The organism is Pandoraea sp. CB10b_02, assembly GCF_002216225.1.
In the GTDB taxonomy this organism is placed as follows: Bacteria; Pseudomonadota; Gammaproteobacteria; order Burkholderiales; family Burkholderiaceae; genus Pandoraea; species Pandoraea nosoerga.
Map to the genome: position 1 here is coordinate 97,445 of NZ_NJGW02000001.1, position 25,536 is coordinate 122,980.

The 25,536-nt window shown below is 67.1% G+C and carries 18 protein-coding genes; 9 read left to right on the forward strand and 9 right to left on the reverse strand.

Annotation, left to right across the window (positions count from 1 at the left end):
- The first annotated feature begins 8 nt into the window (after nucleotides 1-8).
- The 7 genes from CDN36_RS00405 to map all read left to right on the forward strand — a co-directional run bounded on the left by CDN36_RS00405 (nucleotide 9) and on the right by map (nucleotide 7,544).
- Nucleotides 9-1,334, forward strand: coding sequence for an MFS transporter (locus CDN36_RS00405; RefSeq protein ID WP_287495700.1), 1,326 nt, complete (start codon nucleotides 9-11; stop codon nucleotides 1,332-1,334).
- Nucleotides 1,335-1,535: 201 nt separating this feature from the next.
- Nucleotides 1,536-2,378, forward strand: a complete 843-nt coding sequence (locus CDN36_RS00410; RefSeq protein WP_287495701.1) for a MurR/RpiR family transcriptional regulator — start codon at nucleotides 1,536-1,538, stop codon at nucleotides 2,376-2,378.
- A gap of 411 nt (nucleotides 2,379-2,789) precedes the next feature.
- Nucleotides 2,790-4,268, forward strand: coding sequence for an MFS transporter (locus tag CDN36_RS00415; protein WP_150554228.1), 1,479 nt, complete (start codon nucleotides 2,790-2,792; stop codon nucleotides 4,266-4,268).
- 15 nt (nucleotides 4,269-4,283) lie between these two features.
- The gene (locus CDN36_RS00420) at nucleotides 4,284-4,982 is read left to right on the forward strand and encodes an aspartate/glutamate racemase family protein (protein ID WP_287495702.1); all 699 of its coding nucleotides are present in this window, start codon (nucleotides 4,284-4,286) and stop codon (nucleotides 4,980-4,982) included.
- Nucleotides 4,979-6,316 (forward strand): MFS transporter, encoded by a 1,338-nt coding sequence (locus CDN36_RS00425; RefSeq protein WP_287495703.1) that lies wholly within the window; start codon nucleotides 4,979-4,981, stop codon nucleotides 6,314-6,316. The genes CDN36_RS00420 and CDN36_RS00425 overlap by 4 nt, the downstream gene beginning before the upstream one ends.
- A 149-nt stretch (nucleotides 6,317-6,465) precedes the next feature.
- Nucleotides 6,466-6,717 (forward strand): ParD-like family protein, encoded by a 252-nt coding sequence (locus CDN36_RS00430; protein ID WP_287495704.1) that lies wholly within the window; start codon nucleotides 6,466-6,468, stop codon nucleotides 6,715-6,717.
- Nucleotides 6,717-7,544: a type I methionyl aminopeptidase gene (map, locus tag CDN36_RS00435; RefSeq protein ID WP_150554232.1), complete on the forward strand. Its 828-nt coding sequence runs from the start codon at nucleotides 6,717-6,719 to the stop codon at nucleotides 7,542-7,544. Before CDN36_RS00430 ends, map begins: the two co-directional genes overlap by 1 nt.
- A gap of 104 nt (nucleotides 7,545-7,648) precedes the next feature.
- Here the strand turns inward: map and CDN36_RS00440 are convergent, their stop codons facing one another.
- From CDN36_RS00440 to CDN36_RS00470, 7 genes are all read right to left on the reverse strand, one after another.
- Entirely contained in the window at nucleotides 7,649-8,476 is an 828-nt protein-coding gene (locus tag CDN36_RS00440; protein WP_287495705.1) for a hypothetical protein, read from the reverse strand.
- A gap of 226 nt (nucleotides 8,477-8,702) precedes the next feature.
- The gene (locus CDN36_RS00445) at nucleotides 8,703-9,815 is read right to left on the reverse strand and encodes an HPP family protein (RefSeq protein ID WP_287495706.1); all 1,113 of its coding nucleotides are present in this window, start codon (nucleotides 9,813-9,815) and stop codon (nucleotides 8,703-8,705) included.
- 346 nt (nucleotides 9,816-10,161) lie between these two features.
- A complete protein-coding gene (locus tag CDN36_RS00450) occupies nucleotides 10,162-10,629 on the reverse strand; it encodes an RcnB family protein (RefSeq protein WP_287495707.1) in 468 nt (155 codons plus the stop codon).
- Between the two features lie 384 nt (nucleotides 10,630-11,013).
- Nucleotides 11,014-12,555 carry an efflux transporter outer membrane subunit gene (locus CDN36_RS00455; protein WP_287495708.1) on the reverse strand — a complete coding sequence of 514 codons (1,542 nt, stop codon included), beginning with the start codon at nucleotides 12,553-12,555 and terminating at the stop codon, nucleotides 11,014-11,016.
- A gap of 12 nt (nucleotides 12,556-12,567) precedes the next feature.
- Nucleotides 12,568-15,753, reverse strand: a complete 3,186-nt coding sequence (locus CDN36_RS00460; protein WP_150554237.1) for an efflux RND transporter permease subunit — start codon at nucleotides 15,751-15,753, stop codon at nucleotides 12,568-12,570.
- Nucleotides 15,754-15,817: 64 nt separating this feature from the next.
- Nucleotides 15,818-17,182 carry an efflux RND transporter periplasmic adaptor subunit gene (locus tag CDN36_RS00465; RefSeq protein ID WP_287495709.1) on the reverse strand — a complete coding sequence of 455 codons (1,365 nt, stop codon included), beginning with the start codon at nucleotides 17,180-17,182 and terminating at the stop codon, nucleotides 15,818-15,820.
- Between the two features lie 28 nt (nucleotides 17,183-17,210).
- Complete coding sequence (locus CDN36_RS00470; RefSeq protein WP_287495710.1) at nucleotides 17,211-18,107, reverse strand: alpha/beta hydrolase; 897 nt, start codon at nucleotides 18,105-18,107, stop codon at nucleotides 17,211-17,213.
- Nucleotides 18,108-18,369: 262 nt separating this feature from the next.
- Here CDN36_RS00470 and CDN36_RS00475 point away from each other — a divergent pair, with 262 nt between their 5' ends.
- Complete coding sequence (locus tag CDN36_RS00475) at nucleotides 18,370-19,395, forward strand: LysR family transcriptional regulator (protein ID WP_150554239.1); 1,026 nt, start codon at nucleotides 18,370-18,372, stop codon at nucleotides 19,393-19,395.
- Nucleotides 19,392-19,967, forward strand: coding sequence for a GNAT family N-acetyltransferase (locus tag CDN36_RS00480; protein ID WP_287495711.1), 576 nt, complete (start codon nucleotides 19,392-19,394; stop codon nucleotides 19,965-19,967). Before CDN36_RS00475 ends, CDN36_RS00480 begins: the two co-directional genes overlap by 4 nt.
- Nucleotides 19,968-20,139: 172 nt before the next feature.
- On the opposite strand, the gene cphA (CDN36_RS00485) is transcribed toward CDN36_RS00480, so the two are convergent.
- Together cphA (CDN36_RS00485) and cphA (CDN36_RS00490) are read right to left on the reverse strand one after the other, a co-directional pair.
- Entirely contained in the window at nucleotides 20,140-22,719 is a 2,580-nt protein-coding gene (cphA, locus tag CDN36_RS00485) for a cyanophycin synthetase (protein WP_287495712.1), read from the reverse strand.
- Between the two features lie 141 nt (nucleotides 22,720-22,860).
- Nucleotides 22,861-25,494, reverse strand: a complete 2,634-nt coding sequence (gene cphA / locus CDN36_RS00490) for a cyanophycin synthetase (RefSeq protein ID WP_150554242.1) — start codon at nucleotides 25,492-25,494, stop codon at nucleotides 22,861-22,863.
- Between the last annotated feature and the right edge of the window lie 42 nt (nucleotides 25,495-25,536).

A 25,536-nucleotide genomic window follows, 5' to 3' on the forward strand; every position in this document is an offset into this window, starting at 1 on the left:
GACGAATCATGACTGCCCTATCGACGAACGCCGTCGCGGACCCCGCCTTCGAGCAGCGCACGATGACCAAGGTGGGCTGGCGCATCCTGCCGTTCCTGTGCATCTGCTTTCTCGTGAACTACATCGATCGCACCAACGTGAGCTTCGCCGCGCTCACGATGAACCGCGATCTCGGTTTGACGCCCACCGGCTTCGGCTGGATCGTCGGCGCCTTTTTCTTCGGCTATTGCATTTCCGAGATTCCCAGCAACCTGGCGCTGCAGAAGTTCGGGGCGCGGCGCTGGCTCGCGACCATCATGATCGCCTGGGGTTTCATGACGATGGTGTGCGCGCTTGCCCGCACCCCGGCCGAGCTGATGGCGGCGCGCTTTCTGCTGGGCGTGGCCGAAGGCGGTTTCTCGCCGGCCGTCTTCATCTATCTGGCGCAGTGGTTTCCGTCCCGTTGGCGCGCGAAGGCCATCGCGACGTTTCTATTGGGCGTGCCGCTTGCTGCCGTGTTCGGCGGTCCGCTCTCCGGTGCAATCCTGTCGCTCTCGGGGGTGGCAGGGCTCAAGCACTGGCAATGGTTGTTCCTGCTCGAAGGCGTTCCCGCGCTCGTGCTCGGCGCGCTTTGTCTGCGCATGCTGATCGACTCGCCGACGAAGGCCGCATGGCTCGACGCCGACGAGAAGGCATGGATCGAATCCGAGCTGCGCGCCGAGCGCTTGGAGATCGAGAGCGCGGGGCACATGACACTCGGCCAATCGCTGACCGATTTTCGCGTGATCGTGCTCTCGCTGACGTACCTCACCGGGCTCATCGGGCTAAACGGCGTGTACTACTGGATGCCGCAGATCCTGAAGTCGTTCGGGCTCGATACGGTCACGGTGGGCCTCGTGAGCGCAATCCCGAACTTCGTGAGCGCGGTGGGCATGGTGCTTTGGGCGCGCAGCTCGGACCGTACCGGGCAGCGCGTGGGGCACGTCGTGGCAACGTGCCTGCTCGGCGCGGCGGCGCTCGCGGTGAGCAGCGCGTTCAGCGATCCGCGAGTGCTGATGGTCGGGTTGACGGTGGCACTCATTGGCGGATTCGGGTTTCTCGCGACCTTCTGGGCCGTGCCGTCGACCTTCCTGACGGGCCGCGCCGCAGCGGGCGGTTTCGGCCTGATCCTGTCGATCGGCAACTCGTCCGGTTTCTTCGGGCCGTACATCGTCGGTTGGCTAAGGGAGGAGACGCATGGCTACGGCGGCTCTTTCCTGGCGCTCTCGGGCTTCCTGATCGCTGCCGTGCTGCTCTCGCTCACCTTCGTGCGCCGGGCGCGGGCGCTGGAGGTCGCGCCGTCCGGGGCATCGTAAGCGCGAGCATGCGCGTTTTTCGCGCCCGAGCCCGTCGTCGGGCGCAAACGCATGCGCGCCGCCGCGCGCCGCCGGCCTCGCTCCGGTCCGCCGCGCGGCGGCACCGAATTTTCGGCGCCGAGTTCTCCGCGATTTCGCAATCGGGCGGAATCGCGCGACAATAGCCCGCCCCAACCACGCAAATCGCTCATGGCATCGCATATGAAGAAGTCTTTCGTCGGCCGGATTCGAGAGCAACTGGATCAACTCTCGCCGTCGGAGCGGCGGCTGGCGGAATTCGTGCTCGATCTGCCGGGCGATCTGGCGGGATACACGGCGTCCGAGCTTGCGACACTCGCGCAGGTCTCGAACGCTACCGTCACCCGGTTCGTGAGGCGCCTGGGCTACGAGTCGTTCGACGAAGCGCGCAAGCATGTGCGCTCCGAGCAGCGCGCCGGCTCGCCGTTGGCGATGGCGGCCACCCCGTCCGCGGCACGGACTGCCGCCGACGACCTCGTCGGTGCGCAATGCCGACAGAGCCTCGCCAACATCGACGCCACCTATCGGCGGCTTTCGTCCACCGAAATCGAGCAAATCGCCTCGGCTGTTCTGGCCGCGCGCAAAGTCTGGGTCGTTGGCTTCCGCTCGAGCCTGCCGCTCGCGATGTATCTGCGCTGGCAGTTGCTGCAAATCGTCCCGAGCGCGCAGGTCATTCCCGGTGCGGGAGAGACGCTGGGCGAACATCTCGCGGGCATTGGCGAGAACGATCTCGTGATCGTCTTTGCCTTGCGTCGCCGTGTGCGACAGATGCCGGCCGTCGTCGCCCAGCTCGCCAAAGCGTGCCCGAATCTCGTCTACATCACTGAGCGCAATGCTGGGGGTAAAACGCCCGCGAAGTGGTGGCTGCAGTGCGACGTGCAGGGCCCCGGCGTGCTCGATAACCACACGGCCGTCATCGGCCTGTGTCACCTGATCGTCACGCAGGTCATGACGCTGGCCGGCAATCCGGGACGCCGCCATCTCGGTCTGGTCGAAGCGCTCCACGACGCGCTCGACGAAATCTGACTCACGCTGCCCGCCCGGGCAGACGCGCACACCGCACGCCCGAGCGTCACCGAGCACCGCCTGATCGCATAGCCTGCATAGGCCGCATAGTCCGCATAGTCCGGATGGACCGCGCATCCAGCGCCCGACGGGATACCGGCCGCCGGATGCCGGACTTTTCTGCGCCCTCACGACATCTCCGCGCATTGACCGCCCCGCCCGGTCAAGGGCGCGCCACGTTCGGCGCGTCATGTGCGTGGCGTGTCCGCATCATGTCCGCATCATGTCCGCGTCGTGTCCGGTTAACTCCTGATATGAAAAATAATTTTCAATAACAAATAATATGAAAAAATATTAACAAACGGATGTTCATCCGACGCTGGGTGACGCAATGGTTCGCAAGGCGCCGTTCCAGGCGCAGGGAGTGCAAAGATGGGCGCAGAAGTGGTCGTATCTTCGTCGGAACCCAGGCTGCAGCAGCTCGAGCGGGCGCTCGACGACATTGGCGTGACGCCGTCGCACAAGAAAATCCTGGCGCTGATCCTGTTCGGCGTGCTGTTCGATGTCTTCGAGCAGAACGCCGTCGGCCTCGTCGGGCCTTTGCTGCGCGAGTCCTGGGGCGTCTCGGCCGCGCAGATCGGGTTCCTCAACACGCTCACGTTCGGCGCGGCGGCGATCGGGCGGCTCGGCTCGGGCTACATCGCGGACCGCTACGGACGCCGCACGATGCTGAGCATCAACCTGATGCTCTTCACGCTCGGCGCCCTGATCTGCGCGCTCGCGCCCAACTATCCGACGCTCGCGGCCGGGCGTTTCATCGTCGGCTTCGGCCTTGGCGGCGAAATCTCGATCGCCGTCACCATGCTCGCGGAGTTCTGCTCCTCGCGCTTTCGCGGTGTGGCAGTCGGCGCCATCAACGTCGCGGGCGGCGGACTGGGCAATATGCTGGCGCCGGCATTCGGACTCGCGGTCTTCGCGTTCTTCCCAGGGCCGGATAGCTGGCGCTGGCTGTTCGGCTGTCTGGTGCTGCCGGCGTTCTTCGTGCTGCTGTATCGCCGCTTCATTCCCGAGACGCCGCGATTCCTGCTCTCGAAGGGCAGGGTGGAAGACGCCAACCGCGTACTCAACGTCCTTGCCTCGGGCAAGCTCGGCAAGTTCGCCGGCGGGGCGAAGCGCTATCTCAGCGAAGCGCCGGGCGGCGCGCACCGTGCGGAAAAGGTGCGCCTGCGCGAGGTGTTCATCGGACCGCTGGCGCGCCGCACCGTGGCCGTGGGCATCGCCGTGTGCATGACGTATGGCGCCCAGATTTCCGTGCTCACGCTCATGCCCACCATCCTCATGGCGCAGGGCTACACGCTCAGCAAGAGCTTCGTGTTCACCATCGTGATGCAATCGGGCAGCTTGCTCGGTGCGCTCACCGCGTCCTATTTCGGCTTCCGCTTCCCGCGCAAGCGCGTATTGACGCTCGGCGCCATTGCGGCCTGCGTGATCGGGTTGTGCTTCGGCTTCCTGTCGAAGTCGCAGCCACTGATTCTCGTGTTTGGCGCCGCTTTCCAGTTCTGCGTGCTGCTGCTCAATACGTCCATCTGGATCTATGCGCCGGAGCTCTATCCCACGCGAGTGCGTGCGTTCGGCACGGCGTTCATTCTGGCGCTGGGCACGCTGGCCGGCGCGGCCATGCCGCTGGTCGCCGGACGCGTTTTCGACCACGCGGGCATTGGCGGCATGTTCGGCATGATGGCGGCCATGTATGCGGTGTTCGCTCTTGCGCTGACGTTCGCGCCGGAGACGTTCGGCAGGCCGATCGACGGCCCCGAGGCCGACGCCGGGCGCGAGACGTCGGCCGCAACGGACCATGACACGCACGCCGCGAGAACGTCCGCCGGCGCCCCCGTCACACCCGCTTCCTGATTCGCCGACATAGCCATGACCCGTATTCTGCTCATCAACCCCAACACGTCGACGGCGACGACGCACATGATGGCCGGCATCGCCCGAACGTATTTCGCCAGCGTGATGGCCGGGCCACCGAGCGTCGTTGGCGCGACCGTGCCGCATGGCGCGCCGATGATCGTCGACGAGCACGATCTCGCCATCGCGGCCGAGGCGGTGAACGATCCGCAGATCATTGCGCTGGCGGCGCTGGCCGACGGCGTCATCGTGGGCGCGTTCGGCGACCCCGGCATCGACGCGCTGCGTGCACGGCTCGACGTGCCGGTCGTGGGCATCGGCGCGAGTTCGGTGCGCGAGGCGGCCACTGGCGGCCGACGCTTCGGCATTGCGACGACGACCCCGCGGCTCGCCGATTCGATCGCCGCGAACGTGCGTAAGCTGGGGCTCGGCGCCCACTTCACCGGCGCGCGATTCACCACAGGCGATCCGCTCGCATTGGGCGACGCGCCGGCGCAGCTGGAGTCGAGTCTCGCGGGCGCCGTGCAGGCCTGTATCGAGGCCGACGGCGCGCAAGCCGTCGTGATCGGCGGCGGACCGCTGGGCGAGGCGGCGCAGGCGCTGGGCGAGCGATTCTCGATCCCGGTCATCGGGCCGGTGCCCGCCGCTTGCCGGGCCCTGCTTCGGGCGATGCGCCTCGGCCAGGCACGCCCGTTCAGGGAGGAGACGACATGACTCAACAGCCACCATCACGCATGCAGGACGCGCAGCAGCCAATGCTCGATCCCATCTACAGAAAGATCATGTGGCGGATCATTCCCTTCATCTTCGTGCTGTGGATGCTCGCGTGGATCGACCGCGTGAACGTCGGCTTCGCGAAGCTGCAGATGCAGCAGGACCTCGGCTTCAGCGAGACCGTCTACGGCATCGGCGCGGGCATCTTCTTTCTCGGGTATTTCTTCCTCGAGATCCCGAGCAACTGGCTGTTGCTGCGCATTGGCGCGCGCCGCACGCTCGCGCGCATCGCGCTCGGCTGGGGGACGATATGCGTGCTCATGATGTTCACGCATTCGCCCGTGTACTTCTACGTCATGCGCTTCCTGCTCGGGGCATTCGAAGCGGGGTTCCAGCCGGGCGTGCTGCTCTACCTGACGTTCTGGTTCCCGGCGCACCGGCGCGCCAAGGCGTTCGCGTGGTTCATCTCCGCGTCGGCGGTGTCGTCGGTCGTGGGCGCGCCGCTCGCAGGCGCGATCCTCAACGGCATGCACGGCGTCAACGGCTGGGCGGGGTGGCAGTGGCTGTTTTTGCTCGAGGGCGTGCCGACCGTGCTCGCCGGCGTGCTGGCAGTGTGGTTTCTGGTAGACCGGCCCGCGCAGGCGAGCTGGCTCTCGGAGACGGAGAAACGTCTGCTGCAAGCCGATCTCGACCGCGACCAGAAGAGCGCCGGCAAGCGCGAGCACAGCTTTGTGCAGGCGGTGCGCAGCCCCAGGCTGTGGCTGCTCACCGGCATCTACTTCGGTATCGTTGCCGCCAATGCGACGCTGTCGTTCTTCGCGCCGACCATCGTTCGTGCGCTGGGGCCGACCAATCCTTTGCACATCGGGCTGCTCGTCGGGGTGATGTACGTCTTCGGGGCGATCTTCCAGATCGCCATCGGCTACAGTGCGGACAAGCGTCGCGAGGCGCGCGTGCATTGCGCGATCCCGGTGTTCGTGGGCGCGTGCGGACTGGCCGGCGTGGGGCTGTTCGCCGGAAGTCATGGCGTGGCGGCGTTCCTGTGCCTCGTGGTCGCGGTATCGGGCACCATGGGCGCGATTCCCGTCTTCTGGCAGTTGCCGAACGCCTATCTCGCCGGCGGCGCTGCGGCGATGGGCGTGGCCTTCATCAATTCGGTCGCGAATCTGGCTGGCTTCGGTTCACCGTACCTGCTCGGCATGGTCAAGGATGCGACGGGGAGTTTCAATGCCGGGCTCTGGATCGTGGCGGCGCTCGAAGCGTTCATGGCGCTGCTGATCTGGTGGCGAATGCACCGCCGGGAGACCCCGGCGACCGTACCGGAGACGGCCTGAGCTCTCTGGGCGGGGCGGGGCAGCGGCACGGCGCTGGGGCCCGGTCCCGCAGTATTGCCGAGCGCCGTGGCGCACCTTGGGCGAGACAATCCCGCGCGGGCCTGTTAATATACGTTTCGTAGTTACTTTGTATATAACAGGTTCGCATCATGGGAATCATCAAAATCTCGGAGCCGATGCACGCCGCGCTGCGTAACACCAGCGGGGCGCTGAGCCGCTCCATCAACGCGCAGGCCGAGCATTGGCTGCGCGTCGGCATGCTTGCCGAGCTCAACCCGTCGCTGAGCTACGGCGAAATTTGCCGCCGTCTCATCGAATCCGACGGTGCGCTGGTCGACGCCAACGCCGCCGTGTCTCCCGCAGCCGGTGCGCTCGTCACCGCATTCGACAAGGTGGCGTAATGGTGCGCGAACGCGTTGTAATCCGCTCGAAAGAAGAAATCGCCCTGTCGCGCCGCGCGGGGGAGATGGCCGCGCAGGTGCTTGCCATGATCGGCGAGTACGTCAAGCCCGGCGTGACGACCGACGAGCTCGATCGTCTCTGCCACGACTTCATCGTGAACGAGCTCAAGGCGATTCCGGCGAACATTGGCTATCACGGCTATCCGAAGACGGTGTGCACCTCGGTCAATCACGTCGTGTGTCACGGCATTCCCGGCGAGAAGAAGCTCCACGACGGTGACATCGTGAATATCGACGTCGCCCTGATCAAGGACGGCTGGTTCGGCGACACTAGCCGCATGTACTTCGCCGGAAAGCCCAGTATTCTTGCCAGGCGCCTCGTCGACACGACCTATGAAGCGATGCTCGCGGGCATTCGCGCGGTGCGCCCCGGCGCGACGCTCGGCGACGTGGGTTACGCGATCCAGACGGTCGCGCATCGCGAAGGCTTCAGCATCGTGCGCGACTATTGCGGACACGGCATCGGCACGACGTATCACGACGACCCGCAGGTGTTGCACTACGGACGCCCGGGTACGGGGCTCACGCTCAAGCCGGGCATGATCTTCACCATCGAGCCGATGGTCAACGTGGGCAAACCCGACACGAAGCAGTTGGCCGATGGCTGGACGGTCGTCACGCGCGACCGTTCGCTCTCGGCGCAATGGGAGCATATGGTGGCGGTGACCGAGACGGGATTCGAAGTGCTCACGCAATGGCCTGACGGGCTCGGCGAGTATGCCCGCTACGGCGAGCTGGCCAGTCCGGCCGAGGCGAACGCCGCCTGATCGCTGATCGCGCCGGCCGATCGCCGGCCCCGTGATGGATGAGCGGCCCGCGCTGCCAATGCAGTGCGGGCCGTTTTTGCGTCTGGCGACGCCGGCACAGCGATTCAGACGTCGTCGGGGGCGCCGTCGAGTTGCAGCAACTCGTTGGCAAAACGCCGGTACACCCATGCCGCGCTGCCGATGGCCACCGCGATCCATGCGACAGACAGCAGCGTTTGCAGAATCAGCGAGCCGAGGACCACCACCGTGGCGTCTGGCGCGACGGCGAGAACCAGGCGGAAGAGCACCGTGAGCACGATGCCGACGGCCACGAGCGGGAGCACCGAAACGAACGTCGTGCCGAACATCGCCCAGAAATGCCCGCGCGAGTCGTGCCAGGCGGCGCGCCAGCGCTTGCTGCGGCCCGCGCCGATTTGCCCGTAGATCAGCTGCACGCGCACGAGCGCGTATATCAGCGCACAGAACAGCAGCACGAAAAAGGTGCCGAGCAAGGCAAACGAACTGCCGTGTCCCATGGCGCGCAGGGCGAGCACCGCGAGCACCGACAGGACGATCCACACGACGGCGATGCTCACGAAAATCTGGATCGACGTCCACAGATATCGCCAGAGATCGCGGCCGTACCAGCGGGCTGCGCGTGCGGCTTCCGGCCCGAGGATCACATATCGGAAGATGTGGAGCGCCAGCACGGAGAACGCCACGACGTTTACGATCATCACGGCGAACGAGACGAGGCCCACGCGAATGCGAGGGCCCGCCGCGACGCCGTCGTGCGCCATCGTGGCGGCAAGCGACCTGAGCGAGACGCCGAGCGCGAACATCACCAGTACGATGACGGCAACCGACAGACACAGGATGGGACGATTGCGCAGGGCGTTGAAGCCGTCGCGCCATGCGCCTCTGAAACACTGCTTGAATGTGATCTGTTCCACGATTTCCCCCGGGGCGAGCGTTATTTCGCAGATCGAAGCGATATGGCGTGATGCGTCAGAACGCCGCCATTCTTGCAGAACGAGCCGGGGCTGACAATGCGGGAAGGGAGAACGAGGGAAGGGAGAACGAGCGGAGCGCTTCGAGGGGGCGCGGCGGGGCGAAGCCACCGCGGGCGTGAATGCGAACGCCGCGGCAGGGCGCCCGGTGCGGGCGCCCGCGGCGGGTTCAGGCGGTAACGACCCGGCGCAGCACTTCGGCGTGTGTGACGAGACCGACGAGCCGCGCGGCGTCATCGAGCACGGGCAGGGTGCCGTGGCGTTGCGCCATCAGCAGCGCGACGGCTTCGGACAGCGGCATGCCCGCCGTTGCCGTCTTGAGTTCCCCCTGCATGACGTCGCGCACCGCCGGGCGCGGCCTTGCCGCCAGGCCGAAGCGCGGCCAGCGCTGACGACGCGCCCGGCGCGCGTGCAAATCGTGACGCGTCACCAGTCCGATGACCCGAGCGTCGCCGTCGACGACGGGCAGCGCGTCCAGACCGTGCCGCTGCAGCAGGCGCCAGGCAGCCGGCGCTTCCTCATGCGCATGCACTTTGGCCAGCGGCGGGGCCATCACGTCGGCACACGTGAGCTCGCGGGCACGGCGTGCGTATGCTTCGCGCTGTGTGTCGCGCAGCAGACTGGCGAGGTCGTCCGGGGAAATGTCGAGCAGTTCGCTGCGACGCGCGAGTGCCTTTTCGGCGTCCGCGGTCGTGACCGGAATGGCCGACGGGTTGACCGGGCGCACCGGCGTCGTCTGCGCGCGCGCCGCATGCGGATAGCGGTGACCGGTGAGCGCGTGATAGCCGATCGCCGCGCCCAGCAGCACGACCGTCTGCACGGCGATCGGCTCGAGGACAAAGCCGTAGCCGAGCGCATGCACGGCGGGCCCACCGAGCACGGCCGTCAAGGCGACCGCGCCCGAAGGCGGGTGCACGCAGCGCAGGGTGAACATCAGCGCGATGGACACGCCGACGGCGGCGGCCGACGCGATGACCGGCGACGGAATGTAGGTCGCACACGTCACCCCCACCACGGCCGCAATCAGATTGCCCCCGACGATGGACCACGGCTGGGCGAGAGGACTGGCGGGCACACCGAAGAGCAGAACGGCTGATGCGCCCATCGGGGCCACCAGCCACGGAATATAGGTTGCAGGGCCAAGCAGCCAGAGCATCAGGCCGCCCGTCAGCGCGATACCGCACAGGGCGCCGACGCCGGCGCGCAGGCGCTCTCGCCAGTGCACGGCGACTACGGCGGGCAGAAAGCCCGTCAACCATTGCCTCACGTCTTGTTGTGTCATTGCCATGTCGTCCGCTCCACCGAGTGCACCGAATCGGGGCATTCGTTTGATATTTTGTGCATGATATATCGTATATCGATGGATTGGGAGGGCACGAGGCGTGATTTTAGTGTTGCGCCGCAGCGAAAACAGCATCGCGATCAGCGTGGCGGGGAGAGGGCGCAGCAAATTTCAGAAAACGGGACGGACGGGGCGCGAACCTTGCTAGCGTTGTAGCGGCGCCTGGTGGCGGAGTGACGGAGTGGCGTAGCGGGGGGAGACGGGGCGCATGCGGCAGGGGCGAGACCCTGCCGCATGGCTGGCCAGTCAGAAGGAACTGCCGACGATCGCGTGGGCGCGGCGTGGCTCAGCGTTGGCTGCCAAGCACGATTTGTGAAATCACGCCCGTGCCGATAGCCACGAGCAGGAAGTCACCGCCGACGCCCACCCAGTGATAGCCGCGCGGTGGCGGGTTCAGGCGATATTGTCGATAGTCGTCGACGACGTATTGCCGGTCGCGATACTGCTGCGGCACGCGCTCGCCACGGCGCCATTCGGGATGCTGCCACGTGTCCGGTGCAGGACCCGCATTGCCGCGCGGCGGCGGGCCGCCGTGCTGCGCCTTGGGCGCGCCGTGTTGCGGGTGTTGCGGGCCGTGGCCGGGAGGTCCGCCATGCGGACCGCCAGGGCGCTGCCCCGGAGGACCGCCGGCGCCGGGGCCTTCCGAGCCGCCCGGGCCGCCCTGGGGCGGCGGTCCGCCTTGTGCGAACACGAGAGTGGAGGAGACCGCCAGACCGGCGGCGAGGCAAAGCGACAACGTTTTGCGCATCTTCATTGTTTGCACTCCTTATCGTAGGGTCGAAGCGACCGAACGCGGGCAAAGCACTCGAGATGACTGGCCAGCGACGATTTCCGCATGCAGGCGCCCCGAGCCGGGGTGCGGCGAAAACCGTGCTGCCATCCTACCATTGCCGGATAAAAAAACGCCCGGACATGCCCGGTGTCGTGGGACGCGGGCATGCGCCGGGCAAGCAGGGACGCAGGGAAGAAGCCTGTGCGCTCCTTATCGGAGCTAGGGTGCATCGAGACCGGCGGCACGCATGACGCGCGTCGGGGGCAGGTCGGCGCGTCGCTCGGCTTGGGGATGACGAGTGGCCGCCGGCCCGATGCATTCACTACCGAGGACGGGCCGGACGCCCGGCGCCGCCCTCGCTTTGCGTTATCGTGCCGCCACCGTGGGGTTGGCGGCGTTCGCGCTGGCCGTGGGCGCACCGTTCGGCTTCGCGGCCGGCACATCGCCCCAGCCACCGCCGAGCGCGCGGATCAGGTTGACCGTCGACACCGCCTGTGCGCCGGCCAACTGCACGGCGTTGCGCTGCGCCTGCAGCACGGTGCGCTCGGCGTCGATGACGTCGAGATAGGCGATCGAGCCTTCCTGGTACTGCGTGCGCGAGAGCTGCGCGGCGCGGCGCGACGATCTCACCGCATCGTCCTGCGCGCGGGTTTGCTCGTCGAGCAGACGCAGGTTCGACAGGTTGTCCTCGACCTCGCGGAACGCAACGAGCACCTGCTGGCGATAGTTCGCGACATCTTCTTCGTACTGAGCACGGGCGCGCACCAGGTTGCCGCTGCGCGCCCCGCCGTCGAAGATCGGCAGCGAGAGCAGACCGCCCACGGCCGGCCCGAGCAGGAACGTGCGGCTCGACCAGTTGAACAGATCGCCGAGCGTGGCCGCTTCGAACCCGCCCGAACCCGTCAGCGAGATCGACGGGAAGAACGCCGCCTTCGCCACGCCGATGCGCGCGTTCGCTGCCGCCATGGCGCGCTCGGCGGCGGCGATGTCCGGACGCCGTTCGAGCAGCGCCGACGGCAGCCCCGCCGGAATGCGAACGTTGACCGGCGCGAGCGGCGCGGGCTCGAACGTGAACTCCGCCGGCGTCTTGCCGAGCAGAATCGCGAGGCTATGCTCGGAAGCGGCGCGCAGGCGCGCGATGGCCAGCGCGTCGGACTGTGCCGTGGCCAGTTCGGCCTTGGCGCGCGCCACGTCGAGCTCACCGATGTCGCCTTCGGTGAAACGCCGCTGCACGAGCTTGAGCGCTTCCTCGCGCAACTTCACGGTCTGCGTGTACAACGCCTGCTCGGCGTCGAGCTGGCGCAGGTTGAAGTAGTTCTGCGCGACGTCGGCCTGCAGCGCGAGCTGCACCGAACGGTACAGCGCTTCGCTTTGCTCGGCGTCGGCGCGGGCCGCCGCCACGCTGTCGGAGACACGGCCGAACAGATCGACCTCGTAGCCGACGCCGGCCTGCGCGCGCCACAGCGTGTACGGCGCGATGTTCGTGCCATCCGGCTGCAGTTGTGAAGCCGGCGAGACTTTCTGGCGCGTCGGCCCGAAGCTGGCGTCGAGCGTCGGGAAGAGCGCGGCGCGGGCCTGACGCTGCACGCCGCGCGCTTCCTGCACGCGGGCGGCAGCCGCCTTCAGGCTCTGATTGGCCGCGAGCGCGTCGGCTTCGAGCTTGTCGAGCGTCGGGTCGCCGAACACTTTCCACCATTCGCCGCGCTCCGTCGCTTCCGACGGCTCGGCGGTCTTCCAGGTGCCGGCCTGATTGGCCGGCAACGCGGCTTCCTTGAAGGCCGTCGGCGTTCCCTTGTCGGTCACCTCGGGCACTTGGTACGCCGGGGCCATCGAGCAGCCCGCCACCACGAGCAGCGTGGCGAGCATACCCGGGACACCCAGGCTGCGTTTGATCGATTGCGGTTGCATGATAGACATCCTTCAGACTTCGGCCTTGACGTTGGCGGGCATGGTCGACGCGTGCGCGCTATGCAGCGGCTTCTTGCCGGCGAGCGCGCGCAACAGCACGTAGAACACCGGTGTGAGCAACAGGCCGAAACCCGTCACGCCGATCATGCCGAAGAACACCGCGATACCCATGGCGTGGCGCATTTCCGAGCCAGCGCCCGTCGACATCACCAGCGGCACCACGCCCATGATGAACGCGATGGACGTCATCAGGATCGGGCGCAGACGCAGCCGGCTCGCCTCGATGGCCGCGGCCACGGCCGAGCGGCCCTGCATTTCCAGCTCCCGTGCAAATTCCACGATCAGGATCGCGTTCTTCGCGGATAGCCCCACCAGCACCATCAGGCCAATCTGCGTGAAGATGTTGTTGTCGCCATTGGTGAGCCACACCCCGAACAGCGCCGACATGATGCTCATCGGCACGATCATGATCACGGCGAGCGGCAGCGTGAGACTCTCGTACTGCGCGGCGAGCACCAGGAACACCAGCAGCACCGAGATCGGGAACACCCACAGCGCCGAATTGCCCGCGAGAATCTGCTGGTACGTGAGGTCGGTCCATTCGAACTTCACGCCGCGCGGCAGCGTTTCGGCCGCAATGCGTTCCACGGCCGCCTGCGCCTGACCCGACGAGTATCCCGGGGCCGGGCCGCCGTTGATGTCGGCCGCGGTGTAGCCGTTGTAGCGCACCACCATTTCCGGACCGTAGGTCGGCGAGACCTTCACCAGCGAGGAGAGCGGCACCATGTCGCCATTCGCATTGCGCGTCTTGAGCAGGCCAATGTCTTCGGCATGGGCGCGGAACGGCGCGTCTGCCTGCACACGGACCTGATACACGCGGCCGAACTTGTTGAAGTCGTTCACGTACAGCGAGCCAAGATAGATCTGCATCGTGTCGAACACGTCCGTGATCGGCACGCCGAGCTGCTTGGCCTTCACGCGATCGAGGTCCACGTTGAGCTGCGGCACGTTGATCTGGTACGACGAGAACGTCGGACCGAGCTCCTTCGTCTGCGACGCCTTCTTGATGAAGGCCTGCGTGGCGTCGTTCAGCGCTTCGTAACCGAGCGCGCCGCGGTCTTCGATCTGCAGCTTGAAGCCGCCGAGCGTACCGAGGCCCATCACCGGCGGGGGCGGGAACACGGCGATGAACGAATCCTTGTTCTTCGAGTACTCGGCATTGAGCTTGTCCGCGATGGCGGCTGCCGCGAGCGTCTTGTCGTGACGCTTGGCAAAGGGCTCGAGCATGACGAACACGATACCGGCGGACGACGAGTTGGTGAAGCCGTTGACCGACAGGCCGGGGAAGGCCACCGCGCTTCTTACGCCGGGCGTCTTCAGCGCGATGTCCGTCATGTCGCGGATCACCTTGTCGGTGCGGTCGAGCGACGCGCCGTTGGGCAACTGGGCGAACGCGACCAGATACTCCTTGTCCTGCGCCGGCACGAAGCCGCCCGGAACCACTTTGCCGAGCAGCATCGTCACACCGATGAGCACCGCGAAGATTGCCATCATGAGCGCCTTGCGGCCGACCGCGCGGGTCACGCCCTGGCCGTACTTCTCCGAGCCGCGATGGAACACCCGGTTGAACACGGCAAAAAAGCGGCCGAGATATCGGTTCATCTGGCGCGTGAGCCAGTCCGGCTGCGCGTGATGGTCCTTGAGCAGCAAGGCTGCCATGGCCGGCGAGAGCGTAAGCGAGTTGAACGCCGAGATCACCGTCGAGATCGCGATGGTCATCGCGAACTGCTTGTAGAACTGGCCCGTCAGACCCGACATGAACGCCAGCGGCACGAACACGGCAACGAGCGTGAGCGCAATGGCGATGATCGGTCCGCTCACTTCGCGCATGGCCTGATACGTGGCTTCCTTCGGCGAGAGCCCCGCCGCGATGTTGCGCTCCACGTTCTCGACGACCACGATGGCGTCGTCCACCACGATACCGATGGCAAGCACCATGCCGAACAGCGAGAGTGCGTTGATCGAATAACCGAAGCCGAGCAGCAGCGCGAAGGTGCCGACGATCGAGACCGGCACGGCGAGCAGCGGAATGATGGATGCGCGCCACGTTTGCAGGAACACGACCACCACCAGCACCACGAGCGCGATGGCTTCGAGCAGGGTGTGGATCACGGCCTTGATGGATGCGCGCACGAACTGCGTCGGGTCGTACTCGATGCGGTATTCGATGCCCGGCGGCATGTCCTTCTGCAAGTCGGCCATGGCCTCGCGGACCTGGTCGGAGATCTGCAGCGAGTTCGCGCCCGGTGACTGATTGATGGCCAATGCCACGGCGGGCTTGTTGTCGAGCAGCGAGCGCAGGCTGTAGCTCGAGGCGTCGAGCTCCACGCGCGCCACGTCGCTCAGATGCGTGACGGCGCCGTCCGGCGACGTCTTCAGGATGATGTCGCGGAACTCTTCTTCCGTGTTCAGACGGCCGCGCGCGTTCACGTTCAGTTGCAGCGGCGTGTTGGGACCGGCCGGCGTCGCACCGATCACGCCGGCGGCGACCTGCACGTTCTGCTCGCGAATGGCGTTCACCACGTCCGAGGCGGTGAGGCCGCGCTGGGCCACCTTGGCCGGATCGAGCCAGACGCGCATCGAGTAGTCGCCGCCCCCCCACAACTGCACTTCACCCACGCCCTGGATGCGCGAGAGGCGATCCTTCACGTTGATGAGCGCGTAGTTGCGCAGGTACGTCATGTCGTAGCGGTCGTTCGGCGAGATCAGATGCACCACCATGGTGAGCGTGGGCGAGGACTTGATCGTCGTCACGCCCAGACGCTGCACGTCTTCCGGCAGACGGGGCAGGGCTTGCGAGACGCGGTTCTGCACGAGTTGCTGCGCCTTGTCCGGGTCGGTGCCCAGGCGGAAGGTCACCGTTGTCGTGAGGTTGCCGTCGCTATTGGCCTGCGACTGCATGTACAGCATGTTTTCCACGCCGTTGATCTGCTCTTCGAGCGGCGAGGCAACGGTCTCGGCGATCACCTTCGGGTTGGCGCCGGGGTATTGGGCGTGCACGACGACCGACGGCGGGACCACTTCCGGGTACTCCGAAATCGGTAGCTGGAACACGGCGATCAGGCCGGCCAGCAGCGTGACGACCGATAGCACCCCTGCGAAGATGGGCCGGTCGATAAAGAATTTTGAAATGTTCATAACGAAACTCTGGGGTGTCGTTCAGCGCGCGAGGCGTGTGATGTGTCCGTGTGCCCGAACACGCTCACGAACGCGTCGCCGCCGTCGTTGCAGCCACCGACTGCGACTTCGCCGTCCGGGCCGGGCCGGCTGCTTTGCCGTCGGTGCCGTTGTTCTGAGAGGTCTTGGCGCCGGCTTCGCCCGCGGCGGATTTGGCCGACGCGTCCTGGGTGCCGCTGGTGCCGCTGGTGTCGCCAGCGGCGAGAGCCGTCGTGGCGGCGTCGACCGGACCGCCGGTGTCGCCGGCCATCTTCACGACCTTGGGCGAGACCGCATCGCCCGGACGCACGCGTTGCAGGCCGTTCACGACGATGCGCTCGCCTTCCTTCAGACCGCCGGCCACTTCCACGAGCCCGCCGTGGCGCTCGCCGAGCTGCACTTCACGGTACTGCACCTTGTTCTGGGCATCGAGCACGAGCACGAACTTCTTGCTCTGATCGGTGCCGATGGCGGCCTGGTCCACGAGCAGCGCCGGGTGCGGCTCGCCGCCGCCCACGCGAATGCGGGCGTAGAGGCCGGGCACGAGCGCGCCGTCGGTGTTGTCGAAGCGCGCGCGCACGCGGATCGTCCCCGACGTGGTGTCGAAGCGGTTGTCGACCGAGTAGACGGTGCCCTTGCGCGAGTAGCCCGCTTCGTTGGCGAGGCCGAGATCGACCGGCACGCCGCCCGGTTTCGCGGTGTCGCGCGACAGATAGCGCAGGTACGTCTGTTCGTCGACGTCGAAGGCCGCGTAGATCGGTGAGACCGACACCACGGTGGTCAGCGCAGGCGACTGGGCGCCGGCCGAGACGGTGTTGCCCACGGTGATTTCCGCGCGCGAGACACGCCCCGAGACGGGCGCCACGATCTGCGTATAGCCGAGGTTGATGCGCGCCGCTTCGAGCGCGGCGCGAGCGGCCTTCACGCTGGCGGCGGCTTCGCGCGCGGCGTTCTCCTTCTGGTCGAAGTCCTTCTTCGCGATGGCGTTATCCGCGATCAGGCGTTGCGCGCGCGCAAGATCGGTGCTGGCGAAGACGTCGCGCGCCTGTGCCGAGGCGAGCTGGGCGGCGGCGCGGTCCACTTCGGCCGCATACGGGCGCGGATCGATCGTGAAGAGCGGGTCGCCCTTCTTGACGAGTTGTCCGTCCTTGAAATGCACGGCGGTGATGGTGCCTGACACGAGCGGCTTGATGTCGACGCGGTCCACGGCGTCGAGCCGGCCCGAGTAGCTTTGCCAGTCGGTCACGGTGCGCGAGATCACGTTGGCCACGTCGACTTCGACCGCGGGCATGACTTGCGCAGCGGGGGGCGTGCTGGCGTCGACGCGCACGACGGTGAACGTGCCTATGGCCACGAGGACGGCCGTCGCAGCGGCGGCAATGAGGACGGGTTTGCGAGCGAGGGTGGTCATTTCTTCAAATCTCCGGCTTCGGATGGACTCACTGGGTAGAGCCGGCGGCAGGCGGTGCCAGCCGGCGTGTCAGGAACGCGGCCACCTCGCGCAGTGCTGCGGGCAAGGCGGCCAGACCGTGATGGGAAGCGCTGCGATGGCGCGTGACCTGCGTCGGCACGCCGGCCGCGATGAGTTCGGCAGCGTATTTTTCAGCTTCGACGTGCAGCAGGTCGTGTTCGGCGGAAGCGATCAGCGTGGGCGGCAAACCCGCGAGACGGCGTGATTCGAGCGGCGCCGCGTAGGGGTGCAGCCGCTGCGCCGCGTGGGGCAGGTAAGCGCGATAGCACTTGGCGCATTCGCTTGCCTCGATGTCGCTCGGCGTGCGGCCGTCGGCCAGGCGCGTCATGCTGGGATCGAGCAGCGGGGCGAGCAGCGCCTGTGCCGCGATCGCGATTTCACCGCGATCGCGTGCAATCATCGTGAGGGCCGTGGCAATATTGCCGCCGGCATCGTGACCGGCCACCGCGAGACGGCGCGCGCTCGCCCCATACCGGCGGGCGTGGCGGTGCAGCCAGAGCGCGGCGTTCCAGGCGTCTTCGGGCGCGGCCGGAAACGGGTGCGCCGGAGCGAGCGAGTAGCCGACCGAGACGACCAGCGCCGGGATGTGGGCGGCGAGGTAGCGCGCGGCGGCGTCCCCGTCGTCGAGCGAGCCCCCGCAGAAGCCGCCGCCGTGGAAATACAGCACGGCGGGCAGGTGCGCTTCGAGCGAGACCACCACGCCCGGCTCGCCGGTGTGACCGACGCACGGCGCGGCAGACGGATTCGGCCGGTACAGGCGCAGCGTGACCGGGCCGACGTGGCCGGCAACGCTCACCTCTTCGATGCGCAGCCCGTCGTCGGTGCGGGACAGCTGACCCGAGTGCGGCTTGGTGTTGACAGACATATGGCGTTGGGCGCGCGCGAGCGACACCCCTCTGATGACATTGGATGGAGCGAAGTCTAGAGGCCACGGACATCCGGATAAACGCCTATAATTTGGCAACACTGTTCGGCTAGCTCGACTAATCGACGCAAGCCTTATGGGCATTGGCTTATGCCGCCGACCAATATGCATATGCCCGCGCCGTTCGGGCGGGTGACGGGCACTGCAGCGGGTGCGATGGCGGTTCGGTCAGTGCAACATCATTCTCATCGAGGGAAACACCATGGATCGCTTGCAGGCAATGCAGGTCTTCACGCGGGTGGTCGAGGCGAATAGCTTTTCGCGCGCGGCCGACAATCTCGGGCTGCCGCGCACCTCCGTGACCACCATCATTCAGAATCTGGAGGCGCATCTGGGCACGCGGCTGCTGCAGCGCACGACCCGGCGGCTCAATCTCACGCCGGACGGGGCGGCGTACTACGAGCGCTGTCTGCGCATCCTGGCCGACATCGAGGAGACGGAATCTTCGTTCCGTGAGAGCAGCCAGCGCGTGCGCGGCAAGCTGCGCGTCGACATGCCGGGCTCGCTCGGCAAGCTCGTGGTGCTGCCGTCGCTGTGCGAGTTCCACGACCGCTACCCCGAGATCGAACTCATGGTCGGCATGGGCGACAAGCCGGTCGACCTGATTCAGGAAGGCGTCGATTGCGTGCTGCGCGTGGGCACGCTGCAGGATTCGAGCCTCGTCGCGCGCCGCGTCGGGCTGTTCCAGAGCCTGACGTGCGCCTCGCCCGCGTATCTCGAGCGCATGGGCGTGCCGCATACGCTGGAGGATCTGCAGCGCCACACGGCCGTGCACTATTTCTCGAGCCGCACGGGGCGCGTGCTCGAAGAGCAGTTCCTCGTGGACGGCAAGGAAGTCGAAATTCGCGTGCAGGGCTCGGTGGCCGTCAACGATGCCGAGGCGTATCTGCAGCTCGGCCTGGCCGGTTTCGGCATGGTGCAACTCGCGCGCTTCATGGCGCTGCCGTACCTGCAATCGGGCCAACTCGTGGAGGTGCTCCATCAGTGGAAACCGCCGCCCATGCCGATCTCGGCGGTGTATCCGCACAACCGCCATCTGTCGCCGAAAGTGCGCGTATTTGTCGACTTCATCGCCGAACTCTTCGAACGTTGCCCGTTGCTGCAAGGACTCGACGAGACGGCCGGCCAGTGCAAGCCGACGGTCGCGGCGGCCGATGCCGATGCCAGCCCGAACGGTCGCTGGGGCACGTATGGCACCGAAATGGCGCCACAGGAGGTGGTGGTTTGACATCCGGGCCGGCGGCGCGGGTGAGGCGCGCCACGCCGGCCGACGCCGCCGCATTGCCGGGCGTCGAGCGCAGCGCCGGCGACCTGTTCCGGACGCTGCCCGGCCTGGGCTGGCTCGCAGATGGCGAGCCGATTGCCGAAGCGCATCATCGGCGATGGATCGCCTCGGGCACGGTCTGGGTGGCGGTGGACCCGCACGGCGAGCCCGACGCTCCCGTCGGTTTTCTGGACGCTGAAGCCTTTGACGACGCCCTGCACGTTTGGGAAATGTCGGTGCACAGGCGCTGGCAAGGGCGGGGCATCGGGCGGGCGTTGCTCGATGCGGCGAGCGCCCATGCGTGCGATGTGGGCCTTGCCAGGCTGACCCTCACCACGTTCTCCGACGTTCCCTGGAACGCGCCGTATTACGCGCGCATGGGGTTCACGCGCATCGACGCCAGCGCACTATGTACGCGTTTGCAAAGCGTACTGGAAGCGGAAATTGCCGCCGGTCTGCCGGCGGCACGGCGCTGTGCAATGCAGCGGTGGACGAACGCAACGGCCGGAACGTCAGGAACCACAGGATCGGCCTGACGCCGCGGCTTGCGCGACGCCAAGCGCGCGGCCCAAAGAAAAGCCCCCGGCATTGCGGCTCGGGGGCTTTCGCGATACCTCCCTGTGTCAGGCGTCGGCAGCCGTGAGCCGGAAGGGCGGAAGAAGGTGGGGGGAACGGGGCAGAAGCGGAGAGAAAAGGAGGGCGGTCCGGTCAGTGTGCCGAGGCTTCCTTGACGCGCTTGCCGATGTGCTCGAGCGCTTCGTCGACCTGATCGATGAGGATCAGGCACAGGTCGCCCGGTTGCAGGCGCGCCAGCGCCGTGTCGATCGCCACGAACTCGCCGCGGATTTCGTCGATGTGAGTGGCGCGGCGCGCGTTGGCCAGACCCTCGCGCAGCAAGCGCAGCACTTCACCGTCTTCGCGGCCTCGCTGGCATTGATCCTGATAGAGCAGCACGTCGTCGAAGGCGTCGCCAAGGATCTGCGTCTGGCGGCGGATGTCTTCGTCGCGACGGTCACCCGCCCCCGAAATCACCACCGAACGGCGGCGCGCCGGCATCGTTTCGACGGCCTGCGTGAGCGCCGCGATCGCATCCGGGTTGTGGCCGTAGTCCGCAATCACGGTCGCGCCCTTGTAGTCGAACACGTTGAATCGGCCGGGTGCGGTGCCCGCATCGTTGACGAACGTGGCAAGGCCCGCGCGGATCGTCACCGGGTCGAGCTCGAGCGCCCATGCCGCGCCGATGGCGGCCATCGCGTTCTCGACCTGGAAGCCGATCGCGCCACCGCGCGTGAGCGGAATTGCCGCCAGCGCATAGCGGGTTTCTTCGCTGCCGCGCGCGGCCACGATGTGACGGTCCTCGACGTACACGACTCGCTTGCCCTTCGCGCGATGCGTGGCGAGCACGGGATGCGCGCCGTCGACGGCGAAATAGGTCACGTCGCCGGGGCAGGCGTCGGCCATGCGCGCGACCATCGGATCGGCGGCGTTGAGTACGGCCATGCCGCGCGGCGCCACGTTGCGCACGATTACGCTCTTGAGCACCGCCAGATCCTCGACGGTATTGATGTACGACAGGCCCAGGTGGTCGCCCATGCCGATGTTCGTCACCACCGCCACGTCGCAACGGTCGTAAGCGAGACCCTCGCGCAGCAGACCCCCGCGCGCGGTCTCGAACACGGCCGCGTCCACGTCCGGATGCATTAGCACGTTGCGCGCGCTGCGCGGACCGCTGCAGTCGCCGGTGTCAATGCGTTGACCGCTGATATAGATGCCGTCGGTGCCGGTCATGCCCACGCGCAGCCCTTGCTGTGCAATCAGGTGGGCAATCAGGCGCACCGTGGTCGTCTTGCCGTTGGTGCCGGAGACGGCCACGACCGGAATGCGGCCGTCGTCTCCGTCTTCGAACATCGTCGAGACGATCGCTTCGCCGACCGCGCGGCCCTTGCCGTATGACGGCTGCAGATGCATGCGCAGGCCGGGCGCGGCGTTGACTTCCACGATGCCGCCCGCCTGTTCCTCGAACGGGCGGATGACGGTCTCGCACACGGCGTCGACCCCGGCGATGTCGAGCCCGACCTGCTGGGCCGCGGCTACCGCACGCGCGGCGATTTCCGGGTGGACGTCGTCGGTCACGTCGGTTGCCGTGCCGCCCGTCGACAGGTTGGCGTTGTTGCGCAGCACCACGCGCGCGCCGGCCTCGGGTACGGAGTCGGCGTCGAGCCCCTGCTTGGCGAGCGTGGCGAGTGCGATGTCGTCGAAGCGAATCTTGGTGAGCGACGTCGCGTGGCCTTCGCCACGGCGCGGGTCGGCGTTTACCGCATCCACGAGCTGGCGCACGGTGTGCACGCCGTCGCCCGTTACCTGCGGCGGGTCGCGACGTGCGGCCGCCACCAGCTTGTTGCCGATGACGAGCAGGCGGAAGTCATGACCGGGGATGTAGCGCTCGATGATGACGTCGCGGCTGATGTCCTGCGCGGCCTCGAACGCCTTCTCGATCTCTTCGCGCGTGCGCAGGCGCACGGCGACGCCCTTGCCCTGGTTGCCGTCGCGCGGCTTGACCACGACGGGCGCATCGATTTCCTGCACGAGCTTCCATGCATCTTCGATATTGCGCACGGTGCCGCCGAGCGGGACCGGCACGCCGGCCGCGTGCAGCAGCGTCTTCGTCAGGTCCTTGTCCTGCGCGATCGATTCGGCCACGGCCGAGGTGCGATCGGTTTCGGCCGCCTGGATGCGACGCTGCTTGCTGCCCCAACCGAACTGCACCATCGAGCCTTCGGTGAGACGGCGGTACGGAATGCCGCGCGCCACGGCGGCATGGACGATCGAACCGGTGGACGGGCCGAGGCGCACGTCCTCGTCGAGATCGCGCAGGCGATGGAGCGCGTCGGCCAGATCGAACGGGCTGTCCTCGAGCGCGGCATTGATGAGCTGCTGCGCGAGATCGAACGCGAGACGGCCGACCGGCTCTTCGCTGTACTGCACCACGACCTGAAACGTGCCCGGCTCGATGGTCTGCGTCGTCTGACTGAAGGTGACCGGACAGCCCGCGGCGGCCTGCAGGTGCAGCGCCGTCGTGGCGAGCGCGTCGGCCAGCGACACCGGACGCTCCTCGGCATCCGGCGTGAGCGCCGGCAGCTCGGCGAAGCGAGCGCGCAGACGAGCCTCGAAGCCGGCCAGATTGCCGATCGAGTATTCCAGATCGGTGCACGTCACGATCGCCTCGATGGCGGTGTGGCGGCTCCAGAGGTTCGGGCCGCGCAATGCGCGGATACGGGAGACTTCCATAAATTGCAATCCCTGTCTGTCCACTTCGCGTCCCCTGTATGGCGGTTGGTCGGCGAGAAAAACGACTGTGGTTTGGGTATTCGGTAGCTATCTATATAGAGAAGACGGCGGCGGGCGGCGCGCGCCGTCTTCAGGCGCCGCTCAGGCGGCCAGCGCGCGCATCGGCTGGCCCATCCACAGATGCACCAGATCGAGCATTGCCGCGGCGCCGCCTTCGTCAGCCTGCAACACGAGCAGTTCGCCGCTCGCGAGTTGCGCGAGCGCCGCTTCGGCCGCTGCACGCCGCTCGCCCGCATCGCTCACCTGCACCTTGGTGCCGGCCGCGTCCAGGCCTGCGCGCAGCTGGGCCCGCATCTCGTCGGCCGGGCGCTTGCGCGCGACGCTCAGGTCGTCGCACAGCACCACGCGGTCGAAGGTCTCGCCGAGCAGCTTGCCCTGGGCTTGCAGGTCTTCGTCCATGCGGTCGGCGCCGGCGCCGTACACCGCAATGCGGCGGGCGGCAGGCAGCGTGCCGAGCGCGGCGGCGAGCGCGGCGAGCGCCGGGGCGTTGTGGGCGTCGTCGACGATGACCGTCGCCCCTTGCTTCTCGAACAGCGTGAAGCGACCCGGCGCGTCGACCTGACCCACGTCGAACGTGATCACGCCGGTGCGCAGGACCTCGATGGCGACGCCCATCGACCAGGCGGCGGCCACGGCGGCGAGCACGTTCTCGACCTGGAAGGCGACTCGGCCGGCATACGTCAGCGGCATGCTGGCCGTGGCGCCGAGCACGGTTTCGTCCGTGCCGGTGGCGAGGATCACCTGAGCGTCGCGCACGAACACCACGCGCTTGCCTGCGGCGCGATGCGCCACGATGGCCGGCAGGTTTTCGTCCAGACCGAAGAAGATCACGTCGCCATCGCACAGCTCGGCCATTTCCACCACGAGCGGATCGCGGGCGTTGAGCACCGCGACGCCATCGGGCAGCACCACGTCGACTTGCGTGCGCAGCACGCTGAACATGCGATCCACGTCCTCGACGAAATACTGGCCCAGATGGTCGGGGCGGTCGATGTTGGTCACGATGCCGACCTGGCAGCGGTCGTAGGCCAGCCCTTCCGAGAGGATGGCAGTGCTGTCGTTCTCGAAGACGGCGGCGCTCACGCTCGCGTTCATCAGCACGCGCCGCGCGGCATCCCAGTTGGCGCGGTCGCCGCCCTGAACGAGGCGCTTGTCGAGGAACAGGCCGTCGCTGCACGCGAGTCCCGTGTGCTCGCCCGCGAGTTGCAGCAAATGCGCAAGCAGGCGGGCCACCACGGTCTTGCCGTTGGTGCCGGTGATGCCGACGACGGGAATGCGGCCCGCGTCGCCCTCGGGAAACAGATGGTCGACGATGGCGCGGCCCACCGGACGCGGCGTGCCTTCGGCCGGCTTGAGATGCATGAGCAGGCCCGGGCCGGCGTTGACTTCGACGATGGCGCCGCGCTGCTCGGTGAGCGGGCGCGAGATGTCTTCGGCGACCAGATCGACGCCTGCGATGTCAAGCCCGACGATGCGCGCGGCGAGCGATGCATGGGCTGCCACGCTCGGGTGCACGCGGTCGGTGACGTCGAATGCGACGTTGCCGTTGCGCTGGATCAGCACGTTCTTGCCTTCGGGCGGCACGGAGTCGGCGTCGAAGCCCTGGCGCCGCAGTTCCAGCCGGGCCGACGAATCGATGCGCACGCGGTTGAGCGGCTGGTCTTCGGCGCTGCCGCGGCGCGGGTCGCTATTGATCTGCAGCTCGATGAGTTCCGAGATGGTGTGCTTGCCGTCGCCAACGACGCAGGCCATCTCGCCCATGGCCGCGGCCACGACGCGGCCGCCCACCACGAGCAGGCGGTGCTCGAGGCCCGGCACGAAGCGCTCGACGATCACGCCGCTGCCTTCCTCGAGCGCAACGTCGAACGCCGTGGTGACCTCTTCTCGCGTGGTGAGATTGATGAATACGCCGCGGCCGTGGTTGCCGTCGTAGGGTTTCACGACGACCGGCAGACCGATGTCTTCAGCGGCCTCCCAGGCGTCCTCGGCGCTGTCGACCAGCCGGCCTTCAGGCACGGGCACGCCGCACGATTCGAGCAGTTGCTTGGTGAGATCCTTGTCGCGCGAGATGCTCTCGGCAATGGCGGGGGTGCGGTCGGTCTCGGCGGTCCAGATGCGGCGCGCGGCGGCGCCGTAGCCCAATTGCACCAGATTGCCGTCCGACAGACGCAGGTGGGGGATGTCGCGGTCGTCGGCGGCGTCCACGATGCACGCCGTGCTCGGACCGAGACAGTGCTTGTCGACCAGGCCGCGCAGGTTTTCGACGGCGGCCTCGACGTCGTAGGGGCGGTCTTCGATGGCCGCCATGACCAGATCGCGGGCGGCGAACAGAGCCGCACGCGTCACATCTTCGTGCCAGGCGCGAACGATCACCTTGTAGACGCCCGGAATTGGCGTCTCGCGCGCCTTGCCGAAGCCGCCGGGCATGCCGGCGAGGTTCTGAAGTTCGAGCGTGACGTGCTCGAGAATGTGACCAGGCCAGGTGCCTTCGCGCAAGCGCTGCAGGAAGCCGCCGCGCTCGCCGATGCTGCAGCGGTGCTCGATGAGGCTCGGCAGCCATTCGGACAGCCGCTCGGGGAACCCCGGGATCTTGTTGGACGGGAACTCCTCGAGCTCGCCGATATCGACCCATGCCTCAAGCACCGGCCGATATGTCCACATATTCGGCCCGCGCAGTGACAGGACATCGAAAATTTCAATGTCTTTCTTTTTCATCTAAGGCTTATTTCACGCGTTCTGGCTGGTCTGGGAAGCCGG

Coding starts and splice junctions, on each gene's coding strand:
- CDN36_RS00445 (WP_287495706.1), bottom strand. CDS start 9,815: ATGACACAACAAGACGTGAGGCAATGGTTGACGGGCTTTCTGCCCGCC.
- CDN36_RS00430 (WP_287495704.1), top strand. CDS start 6,466: ATGGGAATCATCAAAATCTCGGAGCCGATGCACGCCGCGCTGCGTAAC.
- CDN36_RS00450 (WP_287495707.1), bottom strand. CDS start 10,629: ATGAAGATGCGCAAAACGTTGTCGCTTTGCCTCGCCGCCGGTCTGGCG.
- CDN36_RS00455 (WP_287495708.1), bottom strand. CDS start 12,555: ATGCAACCGCAATCGATCAAACGCAGCCTGGGTGTCCCGGGTATGCTC.
- CDN36_RS00405 (WP_287495700.1), top strand. CDS start 9: ATGACTGCCCTATCGACGAACGCCGTCGCGGACCCCGCCTTCGAGCAG.
- cphA (WP_150554242.1), bottom strand. CDS start 25,494: ATGAAAAAGAAAGACATTGAAATTTTCGATGTCCTGTCACTGCGCGGG.
- map (WP_150554232.1), top strand. CDS start 6,717: ATGGTGCGCGAACGCGTTGTAATCCGCTCGAAAGAAGAAATCGCCCTG.
- CDN36_RS00465 (WP_287495709.1), bottom strand. CDS start 17,182: ATGACCACCCTCGCTCGCAAACCCGTCCTCATTGCCGCCGCTGCGACG.
- CDN36_RS00475 (WP_150554239.1), top strand. CDS start 18,370: ATGGATCGCTTGCAGGCAATGCAGGTCTTCACGCGGGTGGTCGAGGCG.
- CDN36_RS00460 (WP_150554237.1), bottom strand. CDS start 15,753: ATGAACATTTCAAAATTCTTTATCGACCGGCCCATCTTCGCAGGGGTG.
- cphA (WP_287495712.1), bottom strand. CDS start 22,719: ATGGAAGTCTCCCGTATCCGCGCATTGCGCGGCCCGAACCTCTGGAGC.
- CDN36_RS00470 (WP_287495710.1), bottom strand. CDS start 18,107: ATGTCTGTCAACACCAAGCCGCACTCGGGTCAGCTGTCCCGCACCGAC.
- CDN36_RS00415 (WP_150554228.1), top strand. CDS start 2,790: ATGGGCGCAGAAGTGGTCGTATCTTCGTCGGAACCCAGGCTGCAGCAG.
- CDN36_RS00425 (WP_287495703.1), top strand. CDS start 4,979: ATGACTCAACAGCCACCATCACGCATGCAGGACGCGCAGCAGCCAATG.
- CDN36_RS00420 (WP_287495702.1), top strand. CDS start 4,284: ATGACCCGTATTCTGCTCATCAACCCCAACACGTCGACGGCGACGACG.
- CDN36_RS00410 (WP_287495701.1), top strand. CDS start 1,536: ATGAAGAAGTCTTTCGTCGGCCGGATTCGAGAGCAACTGGATCAACTC.